Below are 12,478 nucleotides of genomic sequence, written 5' to 3' on the forward strand. Positions count from 1 at the left end.
TGGGCGGACACCCGAAAGGGTACGTGGTCGGTAACGGGACAGTCGAGGATCAGCCGGGGTCAGTCGAGGGTGATCTGCATGAGCGTCATCCCGAGACGGCGTCCGAACTTGGTCCCCACCTCCGGCAGGACGCCCACCGTGGCGAACCCGAGCTTCTCGTGAAGCCTGAGCGACGCCGTGTTCCCGGACTCGATGGCCGCGACCATGACGTGCTTGCCCTCAGCCCTCGCACGGATGAGGAGTTCGGTCATCAGCGCGGTACCGACGCCACCGGTACGCGCGTCCGAGGAGACGTAGACCGAGTTCTCGACGGTGTCGCGGAACCCGTCGTAGCTCCGGAAGTCCCCGTAGGTGGCGTAGCCGAGGACACGATCTCCGGCGTCGACGGCGGTGAGCGCGACCGTGCCGGGCACCCGGTGCGCGCGGAGCCAGTCGCGACGGTTGTCGACATCGACGGTGTCGTCGTTCCACACGGCGACCGTGTTGACGACCGCGTCGTTGTAGATCTCGGTGATGGCGGGGAGGTCCGTGTCGCAGGTATCGCGGACACTGATGCTGTTGTCGGTCACAGACGAAGTCTATCCACCATCCAGGGGCGGCACGGTCGTCGGCGCAGTGGTCGCCACCATGACCGTCTCCTCTGCTGGCGCCACCGCGGACTCCCCGGCCGGACCGGCGGTGGACCCGCCCCTCAGCGGTACCGGATCCTCGGGTGGCAGGGGCCGCAGCGGTACCTCGGGAAGCTCCGGCAGTTCGGCGTCCTCCGGATCCCGGGAACGCCGCAACAACCGAACCCGGTCCAAGTCTGGAACTTGAACCGGGTTTTACCTGGTCAGAGAGCTGGAGACGAGACTTGAACTCGCAACCTACGGTTTACAAGACCGTTGCGCTACCGATTGCGCCACTCCAGCGGGCGTGAAATACACCGCCGGAGACTCTATCAGGCCCGGCGCCGATCCGCGGTTTCGCCCACTGTCCTGCAGTGTCGTAGGGTGACGACTGACAGAACCGACGTCGGAGGGAAACGTCTCATGGGTGGCATCGCGACACGGACGCGAACACAGATGACGAATCTGCGGCACCGGGCATCCGACCTGCTCTTCGGCGGAAACCGGTCGACCATCGACACGATCCGCATGGCGCCGCCACCCTCGCCGCTGGCGCCGGTGGATCTCACCGACCCCCTGGCCATCCACCGCGTCACCGACGTCGCCGCCCGGATCGGTGACCTCCTGCTCTCCTCCGGTACCGGCAACTCGGACACCAAGGCGCAGATCCTCGCCGTGACCTCGTCCTACGGCCTCTACGGCTGCCATGTGGACATCACACTGAACACGATCACGATCTACACCCGCACCACGGACCACTCCGATCCTCCGGTCATCACCTTCCGGGTCGTCAACGCGCTGAACACGGACTTCTCCCGACTGACCGAGGTTGACCGTCTGATCCGCTCCATCGTCAACGGCGCCACCCCGGTGGAGATGGCCACAGACATCGTCACGGAGCTCGAACGGCGTCCGCTGCCCTACCGGATGCGCTGGATCCCCCCGGCCTGGGGCGGCTTCGCCGGCTCCGTCGGACTGCTCCTCGGCGGCGGACCCGTAATTTCACTGATCGCACTGGTCACCACCACCATCATCATGTCGGTGACCCTCTGGCTCAGCGGGAAGCGACTGCCGCTGTTCTTCCAGAACCTCATCGGCGGCGTCATCGCGACGATCCCCGCGGCCCTGACCTACAGTTTCGCCCGGGACCTGCACGTCCATGTCTCGCCGTCGATCGTCATCGCATCCTGTATCGTCGCCATGCTCGCCGGCCTGACGCTGGTCCAGGCACTGCAGGACGGGGTGACAGGTGCGCCGGTGACTGCGTCGGCCCGGTTCTTCGAGACCGTCCTCATGACCGGCGGCATCATCGCCGGTGTGGCGATCGGTATCCAGTTGATGAGCCGCCTGGGCATGACGCTGCCTCCGTTGGACACCTCCACCTCGGACCTCGGCGGTGTGAGCGGGGTGGCGCTACGGATTCTCGGTGGCGTCGGTGCGGCGATGTTCTTCTGTATCGCCGAGTTCTGCGACCGTCGCGCTCTCATCGTCGCGACATTCACCACCTTCGTCGTCTTCACCTTCCACCAGTTGGCGATGCCGCTCATCGGGATGGATTCGGTGACCGCCGTCGGGGCGGTCGCCGTGCTCATCGGCCTGGCCGGCGGTCTGCTCTCCCGCCGCTTCCTCATTCCCCCGCAGATCACCGCTATCGCGGGCATCACCCCGCTACTGCCGGGTCTGTCGCTCTACCGCGGCATGTACTCGCTGCTCTCCGACCAGCTGGTCCTGGGCCTGTCCAGTCTCGGTATCGCCCTGGCCACGGCGACCGCCCTGGCGGCCGGTGTGACCTTCGGCGAGTGGATCGCCCGACGCCTGCGTAAACCCCGGATCCTGCACCGCGACCTGGGTCTGCGACGGCCCCGTGCACGCCGTGCGCCGCGGCACTGGAAACTCCGGGTGGAACGTGCGGGCCGCCGACGTCGCAGGTAAGATGGGAGCCTTGCAACCGCACGATCATCTCTAGAGGGAGCACCAGTGCCGCCGAAGGTCACCGACAACCAGACCACCAGCGCAGAATCCCTGCACACCGTGGAGGGGGACACCGCCGCCGCAGCCCAGCGGATCGTCGCCACCTACGCCAAGGACCATCTCGACGCCGCCACCCTGATGTGCATGCTGGGTGTCGAGCCGGAGGGGCTGATCCACCGCAAGGTCGCCGCCGAGTTCGCCGAGCCGGAGCCGGAGAAGAAGAGCCGGAAGAAGTCGACGAAGAAGGCCGCCGCCAAGAAGACCACGAAGAAGGCCGCGGCGAAGAAGACGACCAAGAAGGCCGCCGCCAAGAAGACCGCCGACAAGGACTGATACCCACATGGCCGTCACCCCCAGCGACATGGTCGTGGTCGCCAACCGCCTCCCGGTGGACCGGACCACGGACCGCAACGGCGAGACCGTCTGGACGACCAGCCCCGGTGGCCTCGTCACCGCACTGCGTCCGGTGCTCGAGAGTTCGCAGGGCTGCTGGGTCGGGTGGCCCGGTACCACGGCGGACACCCCCGACGAGGAGATCCACGTCTCGGACATGCCGGAGGGGGCCATCAGCCTCCTGCCGGTGAACATGTCGGCGGAGGAGTTCACGACCTACTACGAGGGATTCTCCAATGACACCCTCTGGCCGCTGTACCACGACGTCATCGTCCACCCGGAGTTCCACCGGTCCTGGTGGCGTTCCTATGTGACGGTCAACCGGCGCTTCGCCGAGGCTGCCTCCGAGGCCGCCGCCGAGGGCGCGACTGTGTGGGTACAGGACTACCAGCTCCACCTGGTGCCCGGCATGCTGCGGGAGCTGCGTCCTGATCTGAGGATCGGGTTCTTCCTGCACATCCCTTTCCCCACCCCGGAACTGTTCCGTCAGCTCCCGTGGCGCTGGGACGTCCTGCTCGGGACGCTGGGCTCCGATCTCATCGGTTTCCACACCCCGGACTCGGCGTGGAACTTCCTGTACACCCTGCGCGCGCTCGGCGCGGACGTCTCCTTCGCGAAGGTCGGCACGGGCGACGCCTGCGGCGCCGACACCGGCGCCGAAGGCACCGACGAGGAGGGTGTCTCCTACATCCGTGGCGCGCGACTGCCCCGCCGGGACGCCGTGGCCGGCACGGTCCATGTCCAGGACCCGGACGGTTCCGTCCGCGATGTGCAGGTGGGGGTCTTCCCGATCTCCATCGACTCCGCGGGCGTGGCGGAGAAGGCGTCCACCCCGGAGACCATCGCCGCGGCGTCCGCCCTGCGACGCCGGGTCGGCTCGCCCGGGATCCTGCTGGCCGGCGTGGACCGGCTGGACTACACGAAGGGCATCCTGCAGCGGCTCAAGGCCCTGGAGCAGTTGCTCGACCGCGGCCAGTTGGATGCGGACAATGTCTGCCTGATCCAGGTCGCCACCCCCTCGCGGGAGCGGATCGACTCGTACCAGCGGACCCGCAACGACGTGGAGCTGGCGGTCTCGCGGATCAACGGACGCCACGGCAGTCTGGGCCACACGGTGGTGCACTACACGCACGCCAGCCTGCCCTTCGACGAGGTCGTGGCACTGTACGCGGCGGCTGACGTCATGCTGGTCACCGCACTGAAGGACGGCATGAACCTGGTGGCGAAGGAGTACGTCGCCTCCCACTCCGACGGCTCGGGCGCGCTGGTGCTCTCCGAGTTCACCGGTGCCGCCACGCAGCTCACCGAGGGATACCTGTGCAACCCCTATGATGTGGAGTCGACGGCGAACGCCATCATGAAGGCGATCGAGTCGCCGGAGGACGACCGCCGTGAGCGGATGACCTCGATGTGGGACGAGGTGCGCGCCCACGACGTCCACACCTGGGCCCGCCGCTTCCTCAAGACCCTGGCGGACGTGAAGTGAGAACGGCCGTCCGCCGGACGCTCGCCGGTACGACCGCGGTGGCGGGGCTGCTCGCGCTGGCCGCCTGCGGCTCCGATGACGCACCCGACGACGTCGTCAATGTCCGCTGGCAGATCACTGCCGTAGGGGACGCCGGGACGGACGTCGCGACCCAGGCCCGCACCTCTTTCGCCGCCGGAGCGGACACCTTCACCGCCACCGTCGGCTGCGAACAGATCACCGGCTCGGTGGACTGGAACGGATCGGGAGACGACGCGACGGTGACCTTCTCCGACACCGACACCCGCACCGACGACGACTGCCGCCCCGGCGACGAGTACCTGGCCGGGCAACTCACCGGACTTCTGGAGACACCTGAACTGCGCTGGCGTTTCGACGACAGCAACGCCCTGCGCGATTTCCGGCTGTGGGTCGCGGACGCCCCGGAGAACGGCATCACCTTCTCCGGGTGACGCTATGCTGGTGCCCATGACTTCTCCTGTCTCCGACGCCGACATCGACGCCCTGGCATCCGCCGGTTCCCTCCTGCTCGCCCTCGACGTCGACGGCACCCTCGCCGGATTCTCCACGGACCCGCTGTCCGTCCGGCTGGTGCCGGAGTCGGCGACAGCGGTCGAGACGTTGCGGACGCTCCCGGACACGACCGTGATGCTGCTGTCCGGACGTGACCTGAAGCAGCTGCAGATCATCACGCCGTACGGGCCGGTCGCCACCCCGGGACCGGATGATGTGCGCCTGGTCGGATCCCACGGCGCAGAGCCGGCCGAGGCGGACGCGGATTCCGACGGTGCCGCCGATGTCCTCACCTCGGAGCAGAAGGACCTGCTGGACCGCGTTACCGCACTCGCCGAGGACTACGCCACCCGGGAGGACAGGCTCTGGGTGGAGTACAAGCCCTTCTCCCGCAGTCTGCACTGCCGGGGAACGCTCAACCGTCCGGTCGCCGAGGCGGCGATGGCGGAGCTGCGGGAGGCTGTCGGGCAGTTCGAGGGGGTGCACCTCACCGACGGCAAGGACATCCTCGAGATCGCGGTGACCGACATGACCAAGGGCCGCTACCTGGAGTGGTTCATCGGCGCGACTGTGCCGGACATGGTGCTGTTCATGGGCGACGACACCACCGACGAGACCGCACTGAAGATCCTGCGGCCCCAGGATCTCGGAGTGAAGGTCGGCGAGGGTGAGACCGCGGCGTCCCGCCGGGTGGCGGACACGCGGGAAGTCGCCGAGGTGCTGCTCAGGATCGCGGCGGCGCGACAGTGACTCCCTCGTGCCAGTGGGTCGCCAGCACAATGCGCCCGTCCGGCTCAGACCAGGAGGTGTCCGCCTCGGTCCGCCGGTGACTGGGGCGCAGCGCGGCCTCGCGGCGCCGGATCAGGGCGGCGAGGACGTTGCCGCTGGTGAAGCCCTTCTCCCGGTTGGGCTGCACGACGGTCGACAGTCCCCGGTCGAGAGCGCGGGGGATACCGTCGAAGCCGGTGACGGAGACGTCGTCCGGGATGCTGATGCCCATCCGCTCGGCGTAGTCCAGCACGCCGAGGGCCATCGAGTCCGTCGTACAGATCACGGCGGTGAGGTCGGGGTGGTTCTCCAGGAGTTCGGCGGCGGCCGAGGCGCTGGTCTCCGGGGTGTTGAGGTGTCGTTCGATGACCGGCACGGTGGACCGGTCGATCCCGGCGTCCTCCAGGACGCCGAGGGCGCCGGTCACGCGGTCGCGCTGGACATGCAGGTGTGCACCCGCGAGACGTTCCGCGGAGACGGGGCCGTTGTTGGGGACGCGGTCCAGTCGGATGCAGAGGATGCCGATGCGGGTGTGGCCGGCGTCCACCAGCGCCTGGGCGGCCGGACGGATCGCACGGGCGTCGTCGATGCCGACGAAGTTCACCCCGTGGTCGTCGGCGGGCTGGTCACAGATGACCGTGGGGATGCTGCGTGCCGTGACGGAGGTGAGGAAGGGATCGTCGGAGGCGACGGAGTAGACGATGAATCCGTCGACGACGGCCTGGTTGACCAGGCTCGCGGGCCGGTCCTCCTCACTGGTCTCCGCACCGGCGGGGATCAGCAGCATGGAGGTGTCCATGCCTACGCACGCCTCGGAGATGCCGGACATGAACTCCAGGGACGCCTGGTCCTCGAAGGCGTAGGTCATGTCGTCGGTGAGCAGGACGCCGATCGCGCCGGCGTGACGGGTCCGCAGCGACCGTGCCATCGGGTCAGGTCCGGCGTAGCCCATGGCCTCGGCGGTGCGCAGGATCTTCTCACGCAGGTCAGCGGACAGCTGCTCGGGGCGGTTATAGGCATTGGACACGGTGGTCCGGGACACGCCGAGCTCGGCGGCGATGGATGCGAGAGTGCCGCGTCTGCCCTGACGGCCCTGCCGGGACGCGCCGTTCTGCCCACTTGTTCGGTTCACAGATGACCACTGTACCGGGGTAGGTCAGTTCGGCGGCAGTCCCGCTGCGTCGGCGAAGAGCCACATGGTCAGCTTCCGGGCCCCCGGGCAGACCGCCACCACACCGGTTGAGAGGAGCACCAGGACCACGAGGGTCCATGCTCCCAGTGATGCCTCCCGGCGCCGGTCGGGTGGACCGATGTTCTCCGGATCCGCCCCCTCCCGGCCCATGTCGAGGATGCTGCGGAACATTCTGCGCCTCCACATCCTCTGGTCATCCACTGATCCGTTCCAGGTCCGACCCGAACGGTCGGTCAGAGGTTGTCAAACCAACCATCCGGGCCCTTGCCAGGCGATCTTAGCAGGCCACAGTCCCCGACTCTGTCCCAATTGACAATCATTCCCAACAACAACTAGGTTGGCTCACCATGAGAAGCCCCCGCCTCGCTCCGCGCCGCACCCAGCACACCCAGCGCACCCAGCGCACTCTGCGCGCCACTCTCGCCGGCGCCGCCGCCGTCACCCTGGCTCTCGGTATCACCTCCTGTTCCGGCGGCTCCACCGACGCCGACGCGGACAATGCCGACCTGAAGATCGTCGCCTCCACCGCCGTGTGGGGCTCGATCGCTGAACAGGTCGTGGACGACGCCACCGATGCCGGATCCACTCTCGATGTCTCGGTCTCGACCATCCTCTCCGGCACCGACGGCGATCCGCACGAGTACGAGGCCACGGCCCGTGACATCGCCGACATCCGGGACGCCGACGTCGTCCTCGGCAACGGAGCCGGCTACGACAACTGGCTCACCGACAACGCCGCCTCCGACGCCGAGGTCATCACCGCCGCCGAGCCCGGCGAGGCGCACGACCACGACCACGACCACGGTACCGACGAGGACGCCGACCACGATCACGATCACGGCGACACCAACCCTCACGTCTGGTTCAACCTGGACACCGTCCGCGAGTTCGCCGACAACCTGGCGTCCTACCTGCACAGCGTCGACGAGTCCTTCCCTGACTCCGCCACCGGTGTGACCGAGGACCTCGACGAGGTGTCCGCACGCCTCGACAAGCTGCCTGCCGCGAAGCTGCTGTTCACCGAGCCTGTCGCCCTCGACCTCATCGCCGGCACCGCGCTGACCGACGTCACCCCCGAGGGTTTCGCGGACGCCGTACTCACCGAGTCCGAGCCCTCCGCCGCCGACCTCGCCGCCGCCCGCGACCTCGTCGCCGACGGTGGGGTGGATGTCCTCGTCACCAACTCCCAGTCGCAGACCGCCGGGTCCACCCAGCTCGTCAATGCCGCGGAGGACGCCGGTCTCACGAAGATCGATGCCGTGATCAACGTCAACGAGTCCCCGGACAACAACCAGAGCTACATGGACTACCTCGACAAGGTCGTCTCCGACCTGGAGAAGGCCACTGAGAAGACCGCCGGCGCCGACGATGAGGCAGAGGACGCCGCGTGAGCGTCCTGACCTTCACCGACGCCGCGGTCGATCCACTGTGGAGTCACCTCGACCTCGCCGTGGAACCCGGCGAGTTCCTCACCGTGCTGGGACCCAACGGCGTCGGCAAGTCGACGCTGCTCGGGACCGTCCTCGGCACCCGGAGACTCACCGCGGGCCGGGTCGACGGCCCGGAGCGCATCGGCTACATCCCCCAGCAGCGCATGGTCGACCCGGATCTGCCGGTCCGTGTCCGTGACCTCGTCGGACTGTCCATCGGCCACGGGACGTGGCGGAACCGGCGCCCCTCCCGTTTCGTGGTCAACGAGGCGCTGGACCAGGTCGGCGCCGCGGGGCTGGCCGACCGCCGGGTCGGCACGCTGTCCGGTGGTCAGCAGCAGCTGGTGCGCCAGGCCCAGGCGCTGGCCGGTGATCCGGAGCTCCTGCTCTGTGACGAGCCGCTGCTCAGCCTCGACCTGCGCACCCAGCGTGCCGCCGTCGACCTGCTCGACCGTCGGCGCCGCGAGCACGACACGGCCGTCGTCTTCGTCACCCACTCCGTCAACCCGGTCCTCGACGTCACTGACCGGATCCTCTACCTGGGCCCGAACGACCACATCACCGGCACTGTCGGGGAGGTCATGCGCAGCGACGTCCTGTCGGCGCTGTACGGTACCCGGGTGGAGGTCGCCGAGGTCAACGGGAAGCTGGTGGTCGTGTGAGTACCTGGGATCTTCTCCAGGTCGATTTCGTGCAGAACGCCCTGTGGGCGTCACTGCTGCTCGGGATCGTCTCCGGTGCCGTCGCCCCGCTCATCGTCATGCGCAAGATGAGTTTCGCGGCCCACGCCACCGGCGAGCTGGCGCTGATGGGTGCGGCCGCCGCACTGCTGCTCGGTGTCAGCGTGACGGTCGGTGCGGTGGCGGGCGCGGTCCTGGCGTCCCTGGTCCTGGCCCTGCTCGGCATGCGCGAGCAGGATTCCACCACCGGCGTCGTCCTCGCCTTCGGCATGGGCCTGTCCGTGTTGTTCATCTACCTCTACCCGGGGCGCACTTCCGAGGCCTACGCCCTGCTCACCGGACAGATCGTCGGGGTGTCCGGGGCATCATTGGGGACGCTGGCCGTGGTCACCGCGGTCGTCGTCGTGGTCGTCGGGGTGCTGTGGCGGCCACTGCTGTTCTCCACGGTCGACCCGGTGCTCGCCGCGGCGTCCGGTGTGAAGGTGAAGCTCCTCGCCGCGGTCTTCGCCGTGATCATCGGCGTGGTCGCCTCGCAGGGTGTGCAGATCGTCGGTGCGCTGTTGCTGCTCGCACTGCTCATCACCCCGGGTGCCGCCGCGGTGAAGGTGACCGCGAATCCGGCCCTGGCCGTGGTGCTCTCGGCGTGCTTCGCGGTGGTCTCCGCCGCCGGTGGACTGGTGCTGTCACTGGGGCCGGGACTGCCGGTGAGCCCCTTCGTCACCTCGATCAGTTTCGCGATCTACCTGGTGTGCCGCATCATCGGCCACCTACGGGGACGCCGTGTCTCCCGGGACACCTCACGGGACGCCACCCGGGACTCCGCTGACCTTCCGCCGGAGCCCGCCGAGGCGGAGCCCGGCGCCGGCTCGCACCATCACTGAGCCTGCTCACCGGGCGTCCTCGCAGACCATGAGGTAGGCGCGCGGTCCAGCGGGAACATCCTCACGGTCGAGCCGCCCCTGCGTGTAGCAGGGGTAGCCGGTGGCCTCCGAGGCGCCGTCTGCGGGGAAGTCCCGCCACAGGTGGCCGCCGAGGTTGAAGTTGCGGACGTTGTCCGTCTGCCCCTGCCCGGCGCGCATCCACAACCCGTCGCACCAGATGAGGGTGTCGAGGTCCCCGGTGCCCCCGGTGCGGTGCAGGGCGTCGATGGAACAGGGCTCGGACGGCTGACCCCGGTCGCACCAGGGCAGCAGTGCCCGGACACCGACCTGCTGCAGCCGGTCTGTGGAGTAGCACGCGGTGCCGGTAGTGGGGTTCATACTGTCTGCGGCGAAGCCGATCCAGCCGTGGTCACGGTGCATGAAGACGCGGTTGAGGGAATCATCACTGCCCTGGGAGACGGCCCAGTCCCCGTCACAGTGCGCGACCCCGACGATGTCTCCGGGACCGTCGCCGTAGGCCTGGGACAGTGCCTCGAGGCTGCAGCGGTCATCGACGGGGTCCCCGCCGCCTCCGTTGCCGCCACCGCCCCCGGTTCCTGCTCCTGTGGTGCTGCCCGTCGTCGCCGGAGCTGGGTTTGTGCCGGATGTGGTGGACATGACAGCCTCCTTCAGCTGCTCTCGTCCTGACCATCGTCAGCACGCCCTCCCGTGCATCACCCCCGGTGTCATTCCTGCGGCGTGGCGGTGATCGTCCCGGACGGTTCCGGGGCGTAGCAGGCTGTCAGCAGTGACCGCGCTTCATCCGGCACCCCGAGCTGGTCGAGGTAGTCGGCGGTGTAACACTCGTGACCGACGCCGGGGTTCGAGCTGTCGGCGACGAAGACGACCCAGCCGTGTTCCCGGTGCATGAACGGCTGGTTGAGGTAGTTCGGCGCGTTTCCGGAGACCGCCCAGTCTCCGTCGCAGTAGCCGACACTGCCGACCTGCGTCACCTCTCCCCCGTAGGCCTGCTGGAGCGCCTCGACGGAACACCGGTCGTCCACCGGGCCACCACCCCCGTCACTTCCGTCGCCCCCGTCACCGCCGTCATCTCCGGAGCCACCACCGGGCGTCGGTTCCCCCACAGCAATGCCGTCGGAGCCACCGGTGCTCCCCTGGTCCGCATCGGACGGTACAGAGGACGTAGCTGACGTCGTTGACGCAGCGGTACCGGACGTGGTCGCACTCGTCGAGGCGTCGGCGTCCGAGCCGTCGTCCGAGCATGCGGACAGTGCCGCCGCGAACAGGACCGCGCCGGCGAGGACCGTACTCCGGCCGAACGCTCTGGTGAACATGAGGGACCCCTTTCCTGGAGGTCTCCCTGTTTTACCTATCGTTCACTCCCCTTCTCTACCCCCGGCCCGGAGTCGCTGTCAGAACCTCGCGCGGAAGAACTGCGGGGCATGTGGCAGCTCAGACCGCGGAACACGCAGATCAGCGGCGGCCTGCGCAGCCCAGTGCGGGTTGACCAGCGCCGCACGACCGATGGAGACCGCGTGGGCCTGTCCGGTGGCCAGCACCGTCTCCGCCTGCAGTGCGTCCTCGATGAGTCCCACGGCGGAGACGACCGCGGCATCCTGCCCGAGACCCGCCTCGGCCAGGGTATCCGTGACGGAGACGGCCAGCGGCACCTGGTAGCCGGGGCCGACCGGAATGGTCGAGCCATCGGTGAGGCCACCGGAGGAGACGTCGATCCAGCTGATCTGTCCCGCATCCACCAGATCACGCAGCACGGACGCCACCTCGCCGACCTGCAGTCCGTCGTCGACCCAGTCAGTGCCGGAGACCCGGACACCGAGCGGCTTCGAGTCAGGCCACACCTCACGGACCGCCGCCACGATCTCACGCAGCAGCCGGGAGCGCCCGTCGAGGTCCCCGCCGTAGCCGTCGGTACGGGTGTTCGTCAGCGGTGAGAGGAACTGATGGACCAGGTACCCGTGGGCCGCGTGGATCTGCACCACGTCATAGCCCGCGGCGTCCGCCCGACGCGCCGCCTCCGCGAAGGACGCCACGACCTGCGCGATGCCATCCTCGGTCAACCCCGCGGCAGCGTCGAGGTCCGGGAGCACCGGGCCGTCGACGGCGCTGACGGTCTGCCAGCCACCCTCGGCGGCAGGCACCGTCACATCGGAGAACCCGGGGAGCATCGGCCAGGTGGACGCCTTGCCGCCGGCGTGGGCGAGCTGCACTCCGGCCACCCGGTCCTGCCCGTGGATGAAGTCGACGAGGCGGGCATGCGCCGACACCTGACCGTCCTCCCACAACCCCAGGTCCTGCGGAGAAATCCGCCCGCGGGCCTCTACACCGGTCGCCTCAGCGACAACCAGACCGAACCCACCGGCAGCCAGGGCGCCGAGATGCGAGAGGTGCCAGTCGGTGGGCACACCGTCGGTGGCGTCCACGGCGTACTGGCACATCGGGGCGACGAAGGCACGGTTTCCCACCTCCAGTCCGTGACCGTCGGGCGTGGGCAGGGTGACGGGAGTGAAGAGGAGGTGACTCATACCGGGCTGCAAC

15 protein-coding genes and 1 tRNA gene are annotated in these 12,478 nt (G+C 68.6%); 8 read left to right on the forward strand and 8 right to left on the reverse strand.

What is annotated here, in order from left to right; all coding sequences use genetic code 11:
* Window positions 1–59: 59 nt before the first annotated feature.
* The 3 genes from Q0A27_RS13440 to Q0A27_RS13450 form a co-directional block, all read right to left on the reverse strand.
* Window positions 60–569 (reverse strand): GNAT family N-acetyltransferase, encoded by a 510-nt coding sequence (locus Q0A27_RS13440; protein ID WP_073884482.1) that lies wholly within the window; start codon window positions 567–569, stop codon window positions 60–62.
* Between the two features lie 9 nt (window positions 570–578).
* Window positions 579–788, reverse strand: a complete 210-nt coding sequence (locus Q0A27_RS13445; RefSeq protein ID WP_291476210.1) for a hypothetical protein — start codon at window positions 786–788, stop codon at window positions 579–581.
* A gap of 50 nt (window positions 789–838) precedes the next feature.
* A tRNA-Thr gene (locus tag Q0A27_RS13450) sits at window positions 839–911 on the reverse strand.
* A 153-nt stretch (window positions 912–1,064) separates the two neighbouring features.
* Here Q0A27_RS13450 and Q0A27_RS13455 point away from each other — a divergent pair.
* From Q0A27_RS13455 to otsB, 5 genes are read left to right on the forward strand one after another with little or no spacing between them, the layout of a single operon-like run.
* Window positions 1,065–2,540: a threonine/serine exporter family protein gene (locus Q0A27_RS13455; protein WP_291476211.1), complete on the forward strand. Its 1,476-nt coding sequence runs from the start codon at window positions 1,065–1,067 to the stop codon at window positions 2,538–2,540.
* Window positions 2,541–2,585: 45 nt separating this feature from the next.
* Window positions 2,586–2,912: a hypothetical protein gene (locus tag Q0A27_RS13460; protein ID WP_073884480.1), complete on the forward strand. Its 327-nt coding sequence runs from the start codon at window positions 2,586–2,588 to the stop codon at window positions 2,910–2,912.
* 7 nt (window positions 2,913–2,919) lie between these two features.
* Entirely contained in the window at window positions 2,920–4,458 is a 1,539-nt protein-coding gene (locus Q0A27_RS13465) for a trehalose-6-phosphate synthase (RefSeq protein WP_291476212.1), read from the forward strand.
* Window positions 4,455–4,910, forward strand: coding sequence for an META domain-containing protein (locus tag Q0A27_RS13470; protein ID WP_073884478.1), 456 nt, complete (start codon window positions 4,455–4,457; stop codon window positions 4,908–4,910). Before Q0A27_RS13465 ends, Q0A27_RS13470 begins: the two co-directional genes overlap by 4 nt.
* Before the next feature lie 16 nt (window positions 4,911–4,926).
* On the forward strand, window positions 4,927–5,721 hold the full coding sequence (gene otsB / locus Q0A27_RS13475; protein ID WP_255307755.1) for a trehalose-phosphatase: 795 nt from the start codon (window positions 4,927–4,929) through the stop codon (window positions 5,719–5,721).
* Here the strand turns inward: otsB and Q0A27_RS13480 are convergent.
* Window positions 5,696–6,871, reverse strand: coding sequence for a LacI family DNA-binding transcriptional regulator (locus Q0A27_RS13480; protein ID WP_073884476.1), 1,176 nt, complete (start codon window positions 6,869–6,871; stop codon window positions 5,696–5,698). The two genes, otsB and Q0A27_RS13480, sit on opposite strands and share 26 nt — an antisense overlap.
* 24 nt (window positions 6,872–6,895) lie before the next feature.
* Window positions 6,896–7,102: a hypothetical protein gene (locus tag Q0A27_RS13485; protein WP_291476213.1), complete on the reverse strand. Its 207-nt coding sequence runs from the start codon at window positions 7,100–7,102 to the stop codon at window positions 6,896–6,898.
* 176 nt (window positions 7,103–7,278) lie between these two features.
* Between Q0A27_RS13485 and Q0A27_RS13490 the strand changes: the two genes are divergently transcribed.
* The 3 genes from Q0A27_RS13490 to Q0A27_RS13500 are packed head-to-tail and all read left to right on the forward strand — an operon-like array spanning window position 7,279 to window position 9,922.
* Window positions 7,279–8,322: a zinc ABC transporter substrate-binding protein gene (locus Q0A27_RS13490; protein WP_291476214.1), complete on the forward strand. Its 1,044-nt coding sequence runs from the start codon at window positions 7,279–7,281 to the stop codon at window positions 8,320–8,322.
* Window positions 8,319–9,023, forward strand: a complete 705-nt coding sequence (locus Q0A27_RS13495) for a metal ABC transporter ATP-binding protein (protein ID WP_291476215.1) — start codon at window positions 8,319–8,321, stop codon at window positions 9,021–9,023. The genes Q0A27_RS13490 and Q0A27_RS13495 overlap by 4 nt, the downstream gene beginning before the upstream one ends.
* Window positions 9,020–9,922, forward strand: coding sequence for a metal ABC transporter permease (locus Q0A27_RS13500; protein WP_291476216.1), 903 nt, complete (start codon window positions 9,020–9,022; stop codon window positions 9,920–9,922). Before Q0A27_RS13495 ends, Q0A27_RS13500 begins: the two co-directional genes overlap by 4 nt.
* A 6-nt stretch (window positions 9,923–9,928) precedes the next feature.
* Here the strand turns inward: Q0A27_RS13500 and Q0A27_RS13505 are convergent, their stop codons facing one another.
* The 3 genes from Q0A27_RS13505 to Q0A27_RS13515 all read right to left on the reverse strand — a co-directional run bounded on the left by Q0A27_RS13505 (window position 9,929) and on the right by Q0A27_RS13515 (window position 12,465).
* Window positions 9,929–10,579 carry a hypothetical protein gene (locus tag Q0A27_RS13505; protein WP_291476218.1) on the reverse strand — a complete coding sequence of 217 codons (651 nt, stop codon included), beginning with the start codon at window positions 10,577–10,579 and terminating at the stop codon, window positions 9,929–9,931.
* Between the two features lie 68 nt (window positions 10,580–10,647).
* The gene (locus Q0A27_RS13510; RefSeq protein WP_291476219.1) at window positions 10,648–11,256 is read right to left on the reverse strand and encodes a hypothetical protein; all 609 of its coding nucleotides are present in this window, start codon (window positions 11,254–11,256) and stop codon (window positions 10,648–10,650) included.
* Window positions 11,257–11,334: 78 nt separating this feature from the next.
* Window positions 11,335–12,465 carry an NADH:flavin oxidoreductase/NADH oxidase gene (locus Q0A27_RS13515; RefSeq protein ID WP_291476220.1) on the reverse strand — a complete coding sequence of 377 codons (1,131 nt, stop codon included), beginning with the start codon at window positions 12,463–12,465 and terminating at the stop codon, window positions 11,335–11,337.
* Between the last annotated feature and the right edge of the window lie 13 nt (window positions 12,466–12,478).

The organism is Corynebacterium sp. (assembly GCF_022712275.1).
Lineage (GTDB): Bacteria > Actinomycetota > Actinomycetes > Mycobacteriales > Mycobacteriaceae > Corynebacterium.